Source organism: Pleomorphomonas koreensis DSM 23070, from assembly GCF_000425185.1.
Taxonomy (GTDB): domain Bacteria; phylum Pseudomonadota; class Alphaproteobacteria; order Rhizobiales; family Pleomorphomonadaceae; genus Pleomorphomonas; species Pleomorphomonas koreensis.
Genome location: NZ_AULH01000031.1, coordinates 1 through 18,763, shown reverse-complemented (window position 1 = coordinate 18,763; position 18,763 = coordinate 1). Strand labels below are relative to the sequence as shown.

Sequence of the window (18,763 nt, the reverse complement as noted above, 5' to 3'; positions counted from 1 at the left end):
GCGGCAAGTCGACGCTCTTGCGCATGGTCGCCGGTCTGGAGGAGATCACTTCCGGCGAGATCCTGATCGACGACAAGGTGTGCAACGACATCGCCCCCAAGGACCGCGGCATCGCCATGGTGTTCCAGTCCTACGCGCTCTATCCGCACAAGTCGGTCTACGCCAACATGGCCTTCGCGCTGGAGATCGCCGGCTTCTCCAAGGCCGAGATCGCCGAGAAGGTGCAGAAGGCCGCCAAGATCCTGCACATCGAGCACCTTTTGGACCGCAAGCCCGGCCAGCTCTCCGGCGGCCAGCGCCAGCGCGTCGCCATCGGCCGCGCCATCGTGCGCGAGCCGAAGATCTTCCTGTTCGACGAGCCGCTCTCCAACCTCGACGCCGCGCTGCGCGTCTCGACCCGCGCCGAGATCGCCAAGCTGCACGAGGACCTCGGCTCCACCATGGTCTACGTGACCCATGACCAGGTCGAGGCCATGACGCTGGCCGACAAGATCGTCGTGCTGGAGGCCGGCAACGTCCGGCAGGTCGGCGCGCCGCTCGAACTCTACCACCGGCCGCAGAACCTGTTCGTGGCCGGCTTCATCGGCTCGCCGAAGATGAACTTCCTGAAGGTCAAGGCCTCCGCCGTCGATCCGGAGGGCATCACGGTATCAGGCGACGGCGTTCCCACGCTGAAGGTGGCGGTGGATTCCACCGGCGCCGCGGCCGGCGAGGACGTGACGCTGGGCATCCGTCCCGAGCACATCAAGCTCGGCACCGAGGGCGGCCTGCCGGTCACCGTCACTTTCGTCGAGCGGCTAGGTCACCAGACCATCGTCCAGGCCCATCGCGGCAGCGAGGAAACGCCGCTGCTCGCCGTGCTTGACGGCGACGTTCCGGTCAAGGCCGGCGAACAACGTCAGTTCATCTTCTCCGGCGATGACTGCCATCTGTTCAATGCGAACGGCAACGCCTACGTCCGCCGTTTCGTACCTGAATGAACCCGGTTCCGTCGCCATCAACGACGGGTGCTCCACCACTTCCGGGCCAGCCCGGAAGTGATTTTCGTCTCCCCTCTCCCGGGACAGTATCGTGAAGAACCAAGTCCAGCTCATCACCTATGTCGACCGGCTGACCGCCGGCGGCTTTGCCGACCTCAAGGCGCTCGTCGACGGCCCGCTCAAGGGGGTGATCGGCGGCGTCCATCCCCTGCCCTTCTTCGATCCGATCGACGGCGCCGATGCCGGGTTCGACCCGATCGACCACACGCTGGTCGATCCGCGCCTCGGCGACTGGAACGATGTTCGGGCGTTATCGACCTCCGTCGACATCATGGCCGACATGATCGTCAACCACGTCTCGGCCGACGCGCCGGCCTTCAAGGACTTCCTCGCCAAGGGTGACGCCTCCGACTTCGCCGACATGTTCCTGACCTTCGGCAAGGTGTTCCCTAACGGCGCCACCGAGCAGGATCTCCTGTCCATCTACCGGCCACGCCCCGGTTTCCCCTTCAACAAGATGACGTTTGCCGACGGTTCGAAGCGTCTCATCTGGACGACCTTCACGCCGAAGCAAATTGACATCGATGTCTTCTCAGCGCATGGCGCTGGCTATCTCGACGCCATTCTTGCCCGCTTCAAGGAGGGCGGCGTTACGGCGATTCGGCTCGATGCGGCCGGTTACGCCGTCAAGAGGCCGGGGACCAGCTCGTTCATGATTCCGGAGACCTACGCCTTCCTCGGCGAACTGGCGGAGAAAGCGCGGGCGCTGGGCATGGAGGTGCTGGTCGAGATCCACAGCTACTATCGCGACCAGATCGAGATCGCCAGGAAGGTCGACCGCGTCTACGACTTCGCCCTGCCGCCGCTGGTGCTGCATTCGCTGTTCACCGGCGAGGCGGGGCCGCTCGCCGAATGGCTGAAAATCTCGCCGCGCAACGCCATTACCGTACTCGACACCCATGACGGCATCGGCGTGATCGACGTGGGTGCTGCCACCGACGGTCGGTCGGGCCTGCTCGCCCCCGCCGCACTCGATGCCCTGGTGGAGACAATGCATGATCGCTCCGGCGGTGAAAGCCGGCAGGCAACGGGCGCCGCCGCCTCCAACCTCGATCTCTACCAGGTCAACTGCACCTACTACGACGCGCTCGGCAAGCGCGACGGCGAATACCTGATCGCCCGCGCCCTGCAGTTCTTCGCCCCGGGCATCCCGCAGGTCTATTACGTCGGCCTGCTGGGCGGGGTGAACGACATGGAGCTTCTGCACCGCACCAAGGTCGGCCGCGACATCAACCGCCATTACTACACGCCGGCGGAAGTAACCGCGGCCCTCGATACGGCGGTGGTCAGAAAGCTGTTCAAGCTTGCCCGTTTCCGCAACACCCATCCGGCTTTCGGCGGCGACTTCGCAGTCGAGCAGCCGTCGAACAGCAGACTGGTGCTGAGCTGGACGAAGGGCAGCGAGCAGGCCACGCTCGATGTCGACTTCAAGTCGATGTCCGCCTCGATCATCCACACAGATAAAGGTGCCTATGAGCGGTTCACCGTTAAGTAATGCCCAACCACCTAGGTTGGGCGCTTGATCGGCTAGTCACCGGCTAAAGTCCCATCAAATTATGAGCAACCTTTCCCGTTCGGGAAGAGGTGGGAATGGCGCCTGGGGCAACGTCTGATACCAGAAGGCGACCGAAGCCACGTCGTCCTGAAGCGGCAGCCAGCGGCCGTTATATCCCCAACCGAGAGCCTGAATGGTAATCTTGAGGTCCGTCTCAAAACGGATTGGGTCCATGACGTGGAAGCGATACATGCCCAGTCGCATCTGGGTGCGATAATCGGTATCCGGCCGAATGACTTGGTGGAAGCCGGCATAAGGCGTCGTGTAGGTCACATAGCCGCGGTCGTGCTTGGGGCTGGGGTCGAAGTTGTAAGAGCCGCAGAAATAGTCTTCGAGGCCGGTCGAGCAGATGGTCGGATGCTCATCGCCGTCCAGATAGAACTTCACCTCGCCTTCGCCCCACCACAGATTGTTGTTCTGCCCCCAGGCGAGATACATGCCGACGAACTGGCCGCGCCCCTTGATGCCGTCGACGACGGTGTAGACCTCCTTGTAGGGGATAGGATTGGTGCGGCGGAACTGAGCGTGGAAATAGGCGGCCTCATCAGGGACTTCGGTGAGGGCGTAATTGATCTGGTAGTAGAGGGTCATGGCGTCGTCGGCGATGTTGGTGACGGTCATGACGCAGCGTTTGCGGAACGGCATCTCCCAGTAGCAGTTGAAAGCGCTGCCCGGATTGACGCAGACCGGCAGGGCGGAAACCTGCGCAAACTCGCCCCATCCGCAAGCGAAGAAGTCGCCCAGAGGGCACTCGACCGAGGGAATGTCGGAACCATCCCAATAGATGCGGAGGATGGAGAAGCGCCAGTTTCCCGTCGGCGTCATCCATATCTGCTGGACGGCGCCCGGGCCTTCGATGTCGGCGATGGTGAAGGTCTCTCCGGATTTGATGACGACCGAAGGCGAGATTTTCCAACCTTTCCCCATGTCGCGGGCGGCATGAGCGCCCGTTCCCTCCGTCGCAAGGGCGCCACCGCCCTTCTTGCCGGTGAAGTTTTCCGGAGAGATCGAGCGTGTCTTGGCCGAAGACAGGTGGGAAAGGTTGCCAAGATGAAGGCCGAGGCCGTTGAAAGAAGGCATAGTTCTGGTCGTTCCTGCGTTTGGTGTCAGTGCGTTGGGCGATCGGCGAGCGAACCGGCCCAGGGAATGTCTGGGTCAGGGCGGGGAATAGAGCTCATCAGAAGGCGCGTGTAGGCATGGCTCGGCGCCCCGATGACGGAAGCGGCGTCGCCACTTTCCACATCCTTGCCGTGGTAGAGGATGTGCACCTCATCACTGACCTGACGGGCTGTCGCGAGGTCGTGGGTGATGTAGATGATTGAAATGCCGAATTCGTCACGCAGCGTTCTCAGGCGGTCGAGGATGTTCGCTCTCAGCGAGGCATCGATCATCGATACGGGTTCGTCAGCGACAATGAGTTTGGGTCGCAGCATCAGGCTGCGAGCGACGACAATGCGTTGACGCTGGCCACCGGAAAGCTGGTGCGGGTAATGCCCGAGCACCTGCTCAGGCCGCAATCCCACCCTGCCGAGCGCTTCGGCGATGACATCGTCCGCTTCCTTGCGGGTCTTCACTATGCCGAAGGACTTGAGAGGCATCCTGAGCAGATGGTCGATCGTGTAGAAGGGATTGAAGACCGAGAACGGGTCTTGGAAGATCGCCTGGACTTCGCGCCGGAAAGTTTTGCGCTCCTCACCCGACATCATCTCGAAGTCCCGGCCGCGATAGATAAACTTTCCCTCGCTCGGGGCCAGAAGGCCGAGGGCCACGCGTCCGAGCGTCGTCTTGCCACTGCCGCTTTCACCGGCGATGGTGATGATCTTCGGCCGATCCGCTGCAATGGTGATCGAGACATCGTCGAGCGCAACGAAGCGCTTCTTGCCGTGTCCGAAGACGATCTTGATACCGGCCAGCTGGAGCAGGTTGTCAGCGGGATTCATCGAGGCTCTCCCTCACGACATGGCAGGCGGTGCCGCGACCGGGACCGGTCGGCAGGAAGGCTGGGTCGGTCTGGCGGCAAAGGTCCTTCGCCGAAGGACAGCGCGGATGGAAGGAGCAGCCGCCCGGCAGATCGAACAGGGATGGCTGCATACCGGGAATGCCGGTGAGCGGCTTCGTCTCGTCTAGCGATGGCAGCGATGAGATGAGCAACTGGCTATAGGGGTGAAGCGGCCGGTGGAAGAAGTCGCGGACGGGCGCGATATCGACCATCCGGCCGGCATACATCACGGCTAGCCGATCGACCGACTGGGCCATGAGGCCCATGTCATGGCCGATCATGATCAGCGCCGCACCGATCTGTTCCTGAACATCCTTCAGCGTCTGGATCACCAGCCGCTGCACCACCACGTCGAGCGCGCTGGTCGGTTCGTCGGCAATGATCAGCTTCGGCTCCAGCACGACCGCGAGTGCGATACAGACCCGCTGCTTCATGCCGCCGCTCAACTCGTGCGGATAGAGGTCTCCGACCTTTGGCGACAAGCCGACCCGTTCCAGCATTTCCTGAACGCGAGCCTGAATTTTGGCACGGGACCAATCCCTCCAGTGTGCCTCGATGGCATCGGCCAGTTGCTTCCGGATGCGCATTACCGGATTGAGTGAGTTCATCGCTCCTTGCGGTACCAGGGAGATTTCGCTCCAGCGAAAGCGGCGCAGTTCCTCCCCTTCGAGACGCATGATGTCGGTGCCGGCAAGCCAGGCCTCACCGGCATCGATGCGGGCCGGCGGCTTGTGAAGCCGCATCAGGGCGAGTGCCAGCGTCGACTTGCCCGAGCCGGACTCCCCGACGATGCCCAGCCTTTCGCCAGCCGACAGAGTGAAGGAAATATCGGCCGCGGCCCGGGCGCGTTGCTTGCCGATCAGATAAGAGACGCTGAGATTGCGGACGTCGAGAACAGGGGCGCTCATGACCGTTGCCTCAGGCGCGGATTGGCGACTTCATCGAGAGCTGCACTCATCAAAAACAGCGCTATGAACAGGAGGACGAGGATCAGCACCGGGGGTCCCCACCACCACCACATGCCGCGTGCGAAGGCGGCGTAAAGCAGGGCCCAGTAGATGGTCATGCCGAGGGTCGGGGTGTTCTGAGGACCAAGGCCCAGAACTTCGAGCGCCATACCGGAGAGGATGGCACCCGAGACCGCGCCAACGAAGCTTGCAAAGGCGAGCGGGATGACGTTCGGCAGCAGCTCCTGCAGCATGATGCGAAAATTACTAAGGCCGGAGACGCGGGCCATCTGGACATAGGGCAACTCGCGCAGCGAGAGAACCTGAGCACGGATGGTGCGGGCGGGATTCATCCAGGACAGCAAGGCGATGATGACTGCCATCATGTCGACGCTCACCGCGCGCACCGAGGCGGCAACCACCAACAGGATGGCGAGAGGCGGAATTGTCAGCATGGTGTCGGTGACGGCACTGATGATCCGATCGGCGGGGCCGCCGAAGAAGCCCGAAACAAGTCCGAGAAAGACACCGAAGACGACGCCGATAAGGCCGGCCAGAACACCCATCCTCAAGGTCTGGGGCGTGCCGACCACCATGACGGCAAGAACATCGCGGCCACCGCTGTCGGTTCCGAGCAGGTGTTGCATGGAGGGGGGCTGGTTGGTCTTCACCGAGATCGGCTGCGCCAGCTCGGTATCGACGAAGGCAGAGCCAACAGATCCAAAGCTGAAGAGCAGCGCCAAAAGCAGGACTGAGACGATCAGCTTGGGACTGCCGCCGACGAACGCGAGGAGCGCGCCGGCAGGCCGGAGGATGCTGTGCATGGGAAAGGCTCCTAACGCTCGATGCGAGGATCAATCAGGGGATAGGCAAGCTCGAGAAGAAGCACGGCGACCGCCACGGTCAGCACCAGGAAGAAGGCGACCCCCTGGATCAGAAAGTAATCCGAGCTGCGCAGGGCGTTATAGAGAACGTAGCCAATACCCGGGTAGTTGAAGGCCACTTCTACAAGGACTGAACCGGAGGCGACGGTTCCGAGCGCGATGGCCAGCGAAGTCACCTGAGGCAGCATCGCGTTGCGCATCGCATAGGCGAAGAAGATGCGGTGCGGCCGCAACCCCTTCGCTTCAGCCAGGGTCAGATAATCTTCGCCGAGCACGTTGATCATCGCCCCTCGCATACCAAGCGCCCAGAAACCGAGGCCAGCGAGCACGATCGACAGCGCCGGCAAAAAGGCGTGCCGGATCACGTCGATGGTAGATGCGAAGGAGAAAGTCAGAGCCGACTGCGAGGATGCGGCGCCACCAAGCGGAAAGAACTTGGTCCAGACGGCGAAAACGTAGAGCAGGATGAGGGCCAGCAGATAGTAGGGAATAGCCGAGAGCACCATGAGGACCGGCGCGAGATTCCTGACCATGCGCGGCGATCGAGGCCAGGCGATCAGCGCCCCCAGAATGCTGCCAAGAGTGAAGGCTATGGCCGTGGCGGTCAAAAGGAGCGCCAGGGTCCAAGGCAGCGCTTGCAGCAGCGCGCTCTCGACCTTCTGTGGGAAATAGGAAATCGAATAGCCGAGATCGAAATGCAGTGTATTCCAGACGTATCGGCCATATTGCAGGAGAATTGGGTCATCAAGGCCGAAGCGGGCGCGATAGTTGGCGACGATATCGGCCGCGCCTTCCACCTGCTGGCCGCGTGACAAAAGCTGCTCCAGGACGGCTGCGGTCGGATCGCCGGGCGCCATTCGGGGAACAATGAAATTGATGGTGATCGCCAGGAAGACTACGGCGACGAACATGCCGATCCGGCGTAGAGCATACGACCAGGACATTTTGCGCTCCGGGTGCAAGAAAAGAGATGCCGCCCGCCACAAGGGCGGCACCTGGGTTCGTCAGTCGCAAAGTCTCACTTGGCAGGTTCGACGTTCACCACGAGCGGCAAAGCACTCGCCCACCACCAGCCCGGGTGGTAGTAGTTGTTCTTCTCGTCGGGCCAGTTCTTCCAGTAGTGGTTGTTGACGCTAGCCAAGAGTGCGGCCTGGACCAGCGGAACAGCCGGCAACTCGGGCAACCAGAGTTCGAGGCCCTTGCGTGTCAGTTCCTGCAGCTTGGGATCTTCGCTGTCGGTTACCGCCATCTCGTCGACGATCTTGTCGAAGTCGGCATTCTTCCAGCGCGAGCGTGCGCCGGTTGCGACCTGACCCATCGGTGCCGCATGGCGGCTGTGATAGAGATCGAAGGTGGCATAGGGATCGCTGACACCGCCGCAGGAGACGTCGAGCCAGGCGTTGGCGCGACCGGAGTTGAGCGCGTCGGTGTAGGCGGCGATATCGGCGAGCTGGAAGTTGGCATCGAAGCCGCCGCGCCTTAGCAGCTGGGTGACCACTGGTGCCATCTTGGTCTGATCGGCTTCGCCCTGGCGGATGACGATGTCGAGCGAAACATGCTTGCCGTCTTTGGCCCACAGGCCGTCGCCGTCCTTGGCGTAGCCCTCGGATTCCATGATCTCGGCGGTTTTTTGGGTGTCGAAGGCAAGCGTCGGGTATTTTTCGAAGAGGTCGTTGTTCGGGTCGATGAACTTCGTCAGAGCCGGGTAGTCGGCGGTCATCCACTTGGCGGGTTTGGTGAGACCCTCCCAGGCGATATCGACGATGGCGTCGCGATTCATCGCGTAGGACATGGCCCAACGCAGCTTGGGATCATCGAACGGCTTCAGCGTCGTGTTGAAGGCGAGATAGCGGGGGCATGGATCGAGATAGGCGTAGGGCGGGTCCTTGTACCAGGCTGCAACGTCCGGATTCTGCGCCTTGACGCTCTCGAAGTTGGCGCGCCCCATCACCCAGAGGGTATCCAGCTCGTTGTTGACCGCCATGGCCGCCCGGCGCTCCTCGCTGCCGGCTGTCCGGAATAGGACGCGTTCCGGTTTGGGCAGACGCTTGAAGCCCGTCTTGGCGCCCCACCAGTCATCCCGTCGGTCCCAGGTTACCTCGGTAGAGTTGGAGGCGACGAGACCATAGGGCGAGGTCGAAACCGGCCATCCCTTGGAGAGATCGTAGTTGCTGAAAGTCATCGGATCCTTGTCCTTCCAGATATGCTCGGGAAGGATGAAGGTGACGCCGTAGATGCGGACGCCGAAGGTATCCAGGATGAAGCGCGGGTTGGCGCTGGTGAGCGTGATCTTCACCGTCTGGTCGTCGACCGCGACGATATCTTTCACCCAGGTCTTGGCATTGACTGACCAGTTGCCAAGCGCCGGCGCGTTAGCCTTCAGCATGTTCATCGTGTAGACGACGTCCTTGGCCGTGAACGGGACGCCGTCGCTCCAGGTGATTCCGGACCGAAGCTTGATCGTCACTTCATCGAACTTGTCGTTGAAGGCGTAGCTTTCCGCCTGCCAAGGTTCGATTTTCGTAGTCTCGTAGTTATAGTAAAACAGGGACTCGAAGCCGACCTGTTGAAGGCCGGCGTGCAGCAAAGTACTTGGAAGAAAAGGGTTGTAGTTCTCTGGCGTGGTGACGCGCTCGCTGATGTTCTCGAAAATTAGCGTGTTTTCGCGCGACACATCCTTGGCAGCCACCGCGGTGGCCAAGACTGCAACGGAGACAGCAGTCAGCATTGCCGTCAGGCCGCGCCTGACGGATCCGAGACGTCTCATGATGTCCTCCCTCAACGTGTGACGGTCTTGAAAGGCGTGATGCTGGCACTCCTCCAGCCGATCCGTGCCGTCAGGCGGATTCGCGTTCGATCAATTCAAATGGGATGACCTCGCGGCGAGGCGGGCCGTCGAAGCGGCCTTCCAGTCGGTCGCGCAGCATGGCAACGGCGGCGCGACCCAACGCCGCCGGTACGCAGCCGACCGTTGTCAGGCGCGGTCGGATGTCATCGAGCAGCGACAGCCTGTCGTAGGCGGCAACCGAAATGTCGCGCGGAACTTGAACCTTCAGGTCATAGAGCCGGGCCAATAGACCCATCGCCATCAGAGGGCTGGCGGCGAAGACCGCTGTCGGCAAGTTGCTTCCGTACTTTTCAACCAGCCAATTGGCCGCGTCATGGCCGGAAGGGCTGAGAAACGAACCCTCGAAGACAAGGGAAGGATCAATCGGTGCGCCGGCGTCGGCAAGTGCCTTTTCGAAACCGGCCTTGCGTTCGCGCGCAAAACTGAAATGCGAGGGACCGGTGACATGGGCGATCCGACGATGTCCTTTCTCGATGAGATACTGCCCCATCCGATAGGCGGCCTGGAAGTTGTCGACGCCAACGCTGTCCATGGCACCGTTGTCGAGGCCGCCGATGAACACGCCGGTCAAACCGAGGTCTTTGAGCTCGGCATGCAGTCCGAACAGCGCGGCATCGGCGATAATGACCCCATCGACGCGCTTGCGCCTGGCCTGGCGCAGATAATCAGCTGCGTGATTGGCGCCTCGCCCCCCCGGCACGTCCGTATTGTAGACCAGCGCGTCGAGGCCGACCTCGCCGAGGGCGGTCTGAATGCTGAGGACGATCTCGGGATAGTAGGGGTTGCAGATATCCGGAACCATCAAGGCCACGATGCTGGTCTTGCCGGTCCTCAGGCTTTGCGCCTGCGGATTGGGCCGGTAGCCGAGTTCCTCAACGGCTTTCAGGACACGCTCGCGAATCTCCGGTGACACCCGGTCGGCATGATTGAGAGCATGCGAGACGGTGGTCTGCGAGACGCCAGCGCGTTGGGCAACTTTTCCGATCGTAGTCATGATGATCCATATAGCGCGCTGAGAATCGATTTGCAAATCGATTTTCAACGATGATCGCCATCCCACCCCCTCGCATAAGCCTCTTAGCACACGACAACTGCAGAGAACGCAATTGCACAGCACAAAGAGACCAGGCACCTGATCGCGCCGGCCAGCAGAAACCATGTTGACGTCAGGCCGGATGTGATGATAAACGTTTAGGTAGTTGATGGGCACAGATACGGCCCACCCCGCTCAGTCAAGATCCGTCCAGCCGAAAGGCCGGGATTGGCTTTTTGAAATTCGGCCGTATCTTGACTTGAAGGCTAAACGTTTATGACAGATCGCCACTGGCTGGAGGGGCGATTTAAAGGTAAGTCGATCTAGTGCAATCATAAACGTTTATGGGAGGATATTTTGGGGAAGGCAACCATACGCGACGTCAGTCGCGTCACCGGGCTATCGACATACACCGTGTCGCGCGCGCTCAGCGGGGCCCCCGGCGTGTCCGCCGACAGCCGCGAACAGGTGCTGGCTGCCGCCCGGCAAATTGGCTACATTCCCAATCGTGCCGCCCAGGGGCTGCGCCGCGGCAGCCGCGACTCCATTGCGGTCATCGTCGCCAGCACGGCCAACTCATACTATCTCGACTTGATGGCCGGCATTCAGCAGGCGCTGCGCCATTTCGACTGGACGGTTATCATCGCCGATGTCGCCGTGGACGGCGTCTACAATCCGCGCCTTGAGGATCGCATCGTCCAGCGGCTGATCGAATCCCGGACGGCCGGCGTGATTACGACGCTGACGCTCAGTTCGGAAAATACGGCGCTCCTCTCGCAGTGGGACGTTCCGATCGTTTTCGTCGACTCCGCACCACCTGAGTCCGCCAATTTTCCAAGCGTCACCACGGACAACTACAACGCCAGCCTCATGGTGGGGGACCATCTGGCCGAGCACGGTTATCGCGACTGGCTCTTCCTGGTTTACCCAAAACGGTGGTCGACGCGCGTCGACCGTGAGCGGGGTATTCGAGATTCGGCGGCGACCCATGGTGCCCATGTCGAAGTGCTCGAGAGCGAAAACGACGAGGACTCGGCGTTCCGTACCCTCGAGACCTATCTTGCCCAGGCAGAGCGTATTCCCCGCGTTCTCATCGCCGGCAACAACCCATTGTTGCTCGGCGCCTTGCGCCTTCTGCGCGACCGCGGCATCCGCATTCCGGCGGACATGGCCGTTGTCGGCTACGACGAATTCGCCTGGGCCTCGCTGCTCGATCCGCCGCTCACCGTACTCGACGAAGACAGCGAGGCCATTGGCCGGCTCGCCGGCCAAACGCTTGCGCGGATCATCAACGAACAGGCCGAAGCCGCCAAGGACGGAGGATCTCAGTCCCCCGTCTATCGGGTGGAAGACCGGCAGCAGGTGGCAGGACGACTGATCGTCCGCCGCTCCTGTGGCTGTTACGTCGACAACGAACGCCCGCGCTGAAAAGGACGCGCGGACGACAACAAGCTTGCGAGGCCGGTAACCCTGTTGTCCGGCAACGCGGAACCGTGGGGTGCGTCCTGCGGAAAGGGCAGATTTTGTAGGGTCGCCACGCCACGGTGGCCCGTCACGTGGAGGAAACGATAATGATGCTCAAGCGCTTTGCCCACTTGGCCCTGTCGGTTTCGACGATGGTCCTGGTGGCAGGATGGACGGTCACTGGCGTGTCCGCCAAGACACCGGAAAAGATCGCGCAAATTGGCCTGATGGTTCAGGACATGTCCAATCCGTTCTTTTCGGCCATGGACAGGGGCGCTCAAAAGGCCGCGGCCGAGATCGGTGCCAAGGTCAACACCCAGGATGCGCAGCTCGATCTCGCCAATCAGAACACGCAGATCGATGCGTTCATCCAGCAGGGCGTCGACCTGATCGTCGTCTCGGCCGTCGATGAGGCGGGTATCGAGCCGGCCATCCAGCGGGCCAAGGAAGCCGGCATCATCGTCATAGCCGTCGATACGCCCGCCCATGGCGCCGACGTGGTGATCATGACCGACGCCGTACAGGCCGGTGAACGCTCGTGCGATTACTTGTTCACACAGATGGGCGGCAAGGGTGAGGTATTGCTGGTTGACGGTACGCCGATCCAGACGATCATCGACCGCATCACCGGTTGCCGCAACGTCGCCAAGAAATACCCTGACATCAAGATCGTCGGCCAGCAGGCCTCCAAGAACGATCGCGCCTCGGGCCTGGCGGTAACCACCGACATGCTGACCGCCCATCCGGACGTGACAGGCATCTTCGGCATGAACGATCCGTCGGCCCTCGGCGCCGTGCTGGCCGTCGAACAGGCAGGCAAAGCCGGCCAGATCAAGGTAACGGGCGTCGACGGTAGTCCGGAAGCGGTCGAGGAGCTGAAGCGCGAGGGATCGCCCTTCATCGGCACCGCTACGCAGAGCCCCGGCGTCATGGTGCAGGAGGCGGTGAAGATTGCCGTCGAAATGACCAAGGGCAATCTTCCGAAAGAGAAAACTGTCCTGATCCCGAGCGTACTGGTCGACCGCAAGAGCGTCGACCAGTATTCGGGCTGGTAAATGCGTCGATTTGGCGCCGGCGCGCCGGCACCAATAGTCGGTGGGTGTGATCGGCACCCCGCCGAACCCATCTGGCAGAGCAATGGACCGCTTTCCGCTTGACGGTGAACGGGTCCCCGGCGACCCGTTCACCACTTGCTCCCAGCGAGGCAGATGATGACTCCCTCCCCTCCTCCACCGTTGCTCCGGCTTGAGCAGGTCAGCAAGCGCTTCGGCCCGACGCTTGCCCTCAACAACGTCGACTTCGACCTCCACGCAGGCGAGGTGCACGCGCTCATGGGCGAGAACGGTGCCGGCAAGTCGACATTGATGAAGATCCTGGCCGGCAACCAGCCGCGCGACACTGGTCGTATCCTGATGGACGGCAAGGAAATCGATATCCGCTCGCCGCGCGACGCCAGCGCCCACGGCATCGCCATCATTCATCAGGAACTCAATACCGTTCCCGACATGACCATTGCCGAGAATCTTGCGCTCGGCCACGAACCCCTGACCCGGTTTGGAACGCTTGACCGCCGGGCACTCGGCCGGCAGGCCAGCGAAAAGCTGGCGCGCATCGGGGCTGACATCGACCCGCAACGCCGCCTTGGTTCGCTTAGCATCGGCATGCAGCAGATGGTCGAGATTGCCCGCGCCGTCAGCGAAAACGCGCGCGTGCTGGTGCTCGATGAGCCGACGGCGGCGCTGTCGCGCGCCGAGGCGCAGCAGCTCTACCAGTTGATCGACCAGATGCGCGCGTCCGGTGTCGGCCTGATCTACATTTCCCATCGCATGGAAGAAGTCTGGCAGCTTGCCGACCGGATCACCGTCTTCCGGGACGGCGCCCATATAGGCACCGCCAGGATGCAGGACATAACGCCGCCCGACGTGGTCCGCATGATGGTGGGCCGGGCGATGGGTGATCTCTATGATCATCCACCACGGACGGCAGGCGAGGTTGTGCTCGACGTCGAGGGTTTGGCGGGCAATGGCGTTGGACCGGTCAGCTTCACCGTGCGCGCCGGCGAGGTGGTCGCCATGTCGGGACTGATCGGCTCCGGCCGTACCGAGGTCGGGCGGCTGATCTTCGGATCCGATCCCCGGGAGGTGGGTACCGTCCGTATCGATGGCCGACCCAGCATGCCGTCGGATTGCGTCGACGCCATATCGGACGGAATCGGCATGGTGCCGGAAAATCGCAAGGAACAGGGCCTGTTCCTTGGCCACAGCGTCGAAGACAATATCGCTATCAGTTCGCTCGATCGATATGTCACGGCTGGTGTCCTGCATAGCAGCACCATCCACGCCGCGGTTGCCGAGGAGATGGCTCGCCTCCGTCTCCGGGCCAACGCCATCGACCTGCCGGTGAAGTCGCTATCGGGCGGCAACCAGCAGAAGGCCGTGCTGGCCCGCTGGCTGCTCCGTGACAGCCGCCTGCTCATTCTCGATGAGCCGACGCGCGGCGTCGACATTGGAGCCAAGCGCGAAATCTACGAAATGATCGACGCGCTGGCGCGCGCCGGCAAAGCCATCCTGATGATTTCCTCGGACCTTCCCGAGGCCATCGGCGTGTCTGATCGCCTTCTGGTGATGCGCGGCGGACGCATCGTTTGCGAGCTCGTTTCAGACGCCACTTCGGAGGAAGAAGTGATGTTCCACGCCACCGGCACGGCCGGCGATCGGGCGCCCCAAGGTCACGGAGACCCCCAATGACCAAAGATACCGAAAACCTTGGCCGTGCCGTCGAGCCGGTTCGTCGCGAACCCTTTGACTTTGCCCGTTGGTGGGATCGCGTCGGCATCCTGGTTGTGCTGGCCGCACTCGTCGTGTTCATGGCCGTGTTCGCACCCAACTTTGCCCGCATCGACAATCTGCTCAATATTGCCCGGTCGATATCGGTCAACGCCATTCTGGCCGCCGGCATGACCTTCGTGATCCTTACGGGTGGCATCGACTTGTCTGTCGGCTCGATCATCGCCGTCTCAGGGGTCGTCGCGGTGATCGCGGCGATCGCCGGTGTGCCGGCACCGGCCGCGGTGATCCTCGGCATGGTGGTCGGCGCCGCCTGCGGTCTCGCCAACGGCGCGCTCAGCGCCTACATGGGGCTCGCTCCGTTCATCGTGACGCTGGGAACGATGACGTTTCTGAGGGGCCTCGCCTACACCATCACCGCCGGCCAGCCGATCGTCTCGAGCGCCCTCAATTTCCGGGACATCGGCAACGGCTACTTTGCTGGCATTCCCGTTCCGGTGATCGTCATGGCCATCGTCTATCTGGTGGCTTGGTTTCTGCTCGAACGCACCCGCTATGGCCGCCATGTCTACGCGGTTGGCGGCAACCCGGAAGCGGCCAAGCTGGCCGGCGTGCGCGTCAAGCGGATCATCACCTCCGTCTACCTGTTCGCGGGTGCCTGTGCCGGTCTCGCCGGGGTCATCTTCGCGGCCCGTGTCGTTTCCGCCCAGCCGACGGCCGGCACCGGATACGAACTCGACGCCATTGCCGCCGTCGTGCTGGGCGGTACGGCTCTCGCCGGAGGACGCGGCCGCATCGTCGGCACGCTGATCGGCTCGGTGATCCTCGGCGTGTTGTCGACGGGACTGATCCTGATGAACGTTCCCTTTTTCACCCAGCTCCTGATCAAGGGCGTCGTCATCATTCTGGCCGTGGCGATCGACAGCCTCAAGCAGCGCACGTTCAGCTTCCGCCTGCCCCTGTTCTCCCGCTCCGCCCCGCCCCGGTCCTGAAGCCGCCGCGCCGCCTCCCGCATTTCGCCTCCCGGAGTTTGTTCCCATGACTTTTGTCGTCGATATCGCCGATCCGCTTGCCGGATCGCGCGTTAGCGAGCCTGTCGTCTTCACCGTTCCCGCCGAACTCCCCGCCCCGCTCTACTGGGCAACGCTCGCCGACGGCACGCCCATCCCCTGCCAGCGCCTTTCGGTCGGATCCAGCAGCGGCCAGACGGCCTTCCTCACCTGCCTGAGTTTCACGAGGGAAACCCAACTCACGCTAGGCGAACCGCTGACGGATGCCGAGGTCGCCGCTCTGTCGGGCATTCGTGTCCTGCGGGGACGGGAAACCGATTGTTTCGCTCGGCTCGATACGGGCGCCTTCGATCTCGAGCTGTGCTCCGGCACCGCCGAGGGAACGGGAGCCTCCAAATGGGGCCTGCGTCACTTCAAGGGGCTCACCGACGGCTTCGAGCTGCTGCCTTCGGGCAATAACGCCATCGGCGGTTTCTACGGTCCGTTCTTCACACCGGAAAACGGCCTGATCAATCCGCCGGAGCATACCAAGGTCGACATTGAGATCATCGAGCGTGGACCGCTCCTTCATCACTACCGCATGCGCGGGGTGATCCCGGACGGCCTGCTGCCCGAACTTCGTGGCAAGCACTTTGCCGTCGACTGGCGCTTTACTTACGGCACGCCCTATTTCCAGCGTCGCTATGAGGTGGACGACTTCCAGACTGTGATCAACGGCCGTTCGGTCACCAACAAGATCACCGTCGGCGACGAGTTCGAGGGCGGACCGGGCGAACTGGTCTTCGATCGCTTCGCGGCCTACGGCGGCACACGCTTTCGCTCAGGCGACCCCTATGCCGGGCTGCTGGTGGACATGGTGGGCAGCACGCTTGCCGAAGCCAAAACCGACAATCCCAAGTTCGCCGAGTTCCGCGATAAGCTGAGCCGCATGGACGAGGCGCACTGGGACCTCTATTGGCGGCTGTTCTCGGCCTGGGAAAAGGCCCTGCCGGAGGCGGAGATTTCGGCGCGGCTCGCCCGGGTGCGGGCTGCGGCTCACGTTACGGCCGATCTCAACGATCGGGCATGGACGCTGAGCGACGAAGCCGTCGACGTGTCGGCCGTACCGCACGAAACGATCTTCCCCGGGCCGGCCAACAAGACGGCAGAGTTTCACGTTGCCTCGGGACGAACCATGGTTTGGTGGACATCCGCTCCTTCCGGTGCCTTTCAGATCGTCCAGCGGCGCCAGTCGGGTTGGGTCAACTGGGGCTCGAACGGCGAAAACGAATGTCCCGAACTGCCGGTCGGTGCCGACATCAAGACGGCCTACGGCCCGTTCGCCCACAACTGGCAGGTCATAGCCGATCAGCTCGAAACCGCTCCCTCGGTCGCCGTCAGGTCCTCCTTCTGACAGCGTGCCGACGCGCCGCCCGCCTCAACCTCCCCCGGAGAGGCGGGCGGCGCTTTTTCCGTCTGGCTTTCACGACCTAAATACTGGCTTAAACCTCAAGCTTCCAGGGCGGGTTGGCACCGGCCCGCGAGCAGGTGATGGCGGCACAGCGGGTGCCGAAGGCGAGGGCTGCGCTCAGCTCGTCGCGGCTGATCGCCTCGAGCGCCGGCCGCGCGATCCGGCCCGCTTCCTTGAGCGCCACCAGGAGCGAGCCCTGGAAGGTATCGCCGGCGCCGATGGTGTCGACCACCTTGACCTTGGGGGCCGGAACCTCGACGCGGCCGGCCGTGGGATGCCAAGCCGTGACGCCATCGCCGCCGCGCGTGACGATGAACAGCGCCGCCCCGCCGGCCAGGATCTCCTTGGCCTTGCCCTCGAAGTCGTCGCCGCCGAACAGGAAGTCGAAGTCCATGTCGGACATGCGGACGATGTCGGCGGTCTTGGCGAACGCGGCCATGCGCGCCGTGTAAGCGGCCTTGTCATGGGTCAGCGTCGGCCGGCAGTTGGGATCGAAGGACAAGGTGGTCTTGCCCTTGGCCGCCCTGAACAGGCTGAGATACTCCGAGGCCACCGGCTCATTGATCAGCGTGGTGGAGCCGACGTGCAGTGCCTCGATGGCCGGGAAGGGGATGCTGTCCGGCCGATAGGTCCAAAGACGCGCCGCCGTGGTTTCGTCGTAGAAGGCATAGTGCGGCTCGTTATTGACGAAGCGGACGAAGGCCAGCGTGGTCTCGTCGTCGGAATGGCGGACGTAGCGCAGCGACGCGCCGGAGGCCTTGAGGTGATCGGCGATCATCGTTCCGAACATGTCGTTGGAGAGGCCGCCGACAAAGCCGGTGAGAGCCCCAAGACGCGCCATGGCGACGGCGATGTTGAGGCAGGAGCCACCGACCGCCGGGACATAGGCATCCCGGCCATCGGCCGACTTCACGGGCACGAAATCGATCAGCGCATCGCCGCAGGATAAAAGCATGACTCCCCCATTTCCTGACGCTTGTCCGGCACTAGACCTTTGAGACGGCCTCGACGAAAGTGAGGGTCGACTGCCCGCCGACGGCCACGTCGGCCAGCCAGGCGTTGAAGGCTAGGCTGTGCGGCGCGGCAATATGGCTTTCGAACGCCGCTTCGTCGGTATAGGTTTCGACCACGTCAAAACGGCGGGGTTCGTCTCGATGACGAAACGCTTGAAACTGCCGGTTTCCCAGTTCCTGCCGAACTTTGACCGCGTGCAGGGCGAGACGATCGGCGAGCGCGTCTGCCGCGCCGTCCCTTGCCTCGAGATGGGCAATGAGCGAAACTTCCAAGCCTTCCTCCCTTGACCTCAGTTTTTCGACTCCGCGCAATTGCAACCGGCGGCATCGAACCATAAGCCGGCCCCAGGGCGAACCACCAGATCGACGTCGTCGCCCAGTTGAACGTCCGGTCTCTCCCTCAGGACGACCGTCAATGCCTCGCCGTTACAGGAACAGCGCAGCATGGTCTCCGCTCCCGTCGGTTCGATCACCGTCACCTTTGCCCGCAAGCCGGAGCCGGGCGCCAGCTGCAGATCTTCGGGGCGAACGCCGAAGGCGCCGGCCCCGGATGGCACAACGCCGGCAAGGGAGGACGGCACCGCAAAAACGGCGCCTCGCGCCGTTCGGAAAGACGTGCCTTCTGGCGTCACCTCGAAGGTGCCTTCGAGAATGTTCATCGCCGGCGATCCGATAAAACCGCCGACGAAGCGGTTGGCCGGCCGGTCGTAGAGTTCGAGCGGCGTGCCAACCTG

17 protein-coding genes are annotated in these 18,763 nt (G+C 62.6%); 7 read left to right on the top strand and 10 right to left on the bottom strand.

The genetic code is table 11. The features are described 5' to 3' along the window. A partial coding sequence (locus H512_RS24985) for an ABC transporter ATP-binding protein (protein WP_036792769.1) occupies positions 1–980 on the top strand: 980 nt, incomplete at its 5' end. A 91-nt stretch (positions 981–1,071) separates the two neighbouring features. Next, positions 1,072–2,535 (top strand): sucrose phosphorylase, encoded by a 1,464-nt coding sequence (gtfA, locus tag H512_RS0118980; protein WP_026784776.1) that lies wholly within the window; start codon positions 1,072–1,074, stop codon positions 2,533–2,535. A gap of 54 nt (positions 2,536–2,589) precedes the next feature. Here gtfA and H512_RS0118975 read toward each other — a convergent pair whose 3' ends face one another. From H512_RS0118975 to H512_RS0118945, 7 genes are all read right to left on the bottom strand, one after another. Further along, the gene (locus tag H512_RS0118975; protein ID WP_026784775.1) at positions 2,590–3,675 is read right to left on the bottom strand and encodes a glycoside hydrolase family 172 protein; all 1,086 of its coding nucleotides are present in this window, start codon (positions 3,673–3,675) and stop codon (positions 2,590–2,592) included. A 26-nt stretch (positions 3,676–3,701) separates the two neighbouring features. Then, positions 3,702–4,535: an ABC transporter ATP-binding protein gene (locus H512_RS24980; protein ID WP_036792763.1), complete on the bottom strand. Its 834-nt coding sequence runs from the start codon at positions 4,533–4,535 to the stop codon at positions 3,702–3,704. After that, positions 4,522–5,502 carry an ABC transporter ATP-binding protein gene (locus H512_RS24975; protein ID WP_036792760.1) on the bottom strand — a complete coding sequence of 327 codons (981 nt, stop codon included), beginning with the start codon at positions 5,500–5,502 and terminating at the stop codon, positions 4,522–4,524. Before H512_RS24975 ends, H512_RS24980 begins: the two co-directional genes overlap by 14 nt. Beyond that, the gene (locus H512_RS0118960) at positions 5,499–6,365 is read right to left on the bottom strand and encodes an ABC transporter permease (protein ID WP_026784774.1); all 867 of its coding nucleotides are present in this window, start codon (positions 6,363–6,365) and stop codon (positions 5,499–5,501) included. Before H512_RS0118960 ends, H512_RS24975 begins: the two co-directional genes overlap by 4 nt. A gap of 11 nt (positions 6,366–6,376) precedes the next feature. Further along, entirely contained in the window at positions 6,377–7,369 is a 993-nt protein-coding gene (locus tag H512_RS0118955) for an ABC transporter permease (protein ID WP_026784773.1), read from the bottom strand. A gap of 74 nt (positions 7,370–7,443) precedes the next feature. Then, on the bottom strand, positions 7,444–9,192 hold the full coding sequence (locus H512_RS0118950) for an ABC transporter substrate-binding protein (protein ID WP_084798620.1): 1,749 nt from the start codon (positions 9,190–9,192) through the stop codon (positions 7,444–7,446). 70 nt (positions 9,193–9,262) lie between these two features. Further along, entirely contained in the window at positions 9,263–10,315 is a 1,053-nt protein-coding gene (locus H512_RS0118945) for a LacI family DNA-binding transcriptional regulator (protein ID WP_245585455.1), read from the bottom strand. Between the two features lie 348 nt (positions 10,316–10,663). Between H512_RS0118945 and H512_RS0118940 the strand changes: the two genes are divergently transcribed. The 5 genes from H512_RS0118940 to H512_RS0118920 all read left to right on the top strand — a co-directional run bounded on the left by H512_RS0118940 (position 10,664) and on the right by H512_RS0118920 (position 16,959). Beyond that, the gene (locus H512_RS0118940) at positions 10,664–11,734 is read left to right on the top strand and encodes a LacI family DNA-binding transcriptional regulator (protein ID WP_026784770.1); all 1,071 of its coding nucleotides are present in this window, start codon (positions 10,664–10,666) and stop codon (positions 11,732–11,734) included. Positions 11,735–11,877: 143 nt separating this feature from the next. Beyond that, on the top strand, positions 11,878–12,825 hold the full coding sequence (locus H512_RS0118935; RefSeq protein ID WP_026784769.1) for an ABC transporter substrate-binding protein: 948 nt from the start codon (positions 11,878–11,880) through the stop codon (positions 12,823–12,825). 153 nt (positions 12,826–12,978) lie between these two features. Further along, positions 12,979–14,517, top strand: a complete 1,539-nt coding sequence (locus tag H512_RS0118930) for a sugar ABC transporter ATP-binding protein (protein ID WP_210162723.1) — start codon at positions 12,979–12,981, stop codon at positions 14,515–14,517. Further along, positions 14,514–15,548, top strand: a complete 1,035-nt coding sequence (locus H512_RS24970; protein WP_053240064.1) for an ABC transporter permease subunit — start codon at positions 14,514–14,516, stop codon at positions 15,546–15,548. Before H512_RS0118930 ends, H512_RS24970 begins: the two co-directional genes overlap by 4 nt. A 46-nt stretch (positions 15,549–15,594) precedes the next feature. Then, complete coding sequence (locus H512_RS0118920; protein ID WP_026784767.1) at positions 15,595–16,959, top strand: hypothetical protein; 1,365 nt, start codon at positions 15,595–15,597, stop codon at positions 16,957–16,959. An 88-nt stretch (positions 16,960–17,047) separates the two neighbouring features. On the opposite strand, the gene H512_RS0118915 is transcribed toward H512_RS0118920, so the two are convergent. From H512_RS0118915 to H512_RS0118905, 3 genes are all read right to left on the bottom strand, one after another. Continuing rightward, entirely contained in the window at positions 17,048–17,971 is a 924-nt protein-coding gene (locus tag H512_RS0118915; protein WP_026784766.1) for a carbohydrate kinase family protein, read from the bottom strand. Positions 17,972–18,002: 31 nt separating this feature from the next. Next, on the bottom strand, positions 18,003–18,302 hold the full coding sequence (locus tag H512_RS26580; protein ID WP_036792756.1) for a putative quinol monooxygenase: 300 nt from the start codon (positions 18,300–18,302) through the stop codon (positions 18,003–18,005). 17 nt (positions 18,303–18,319) lie between these two features. Further along, positions 18,320–18,763: TOBE domain-containing protein (locus tag H512_RS0118905; protein WP_026784764.1), on the bottom strand; the 444-nt coding region annotated here is incomplete at its 5' end.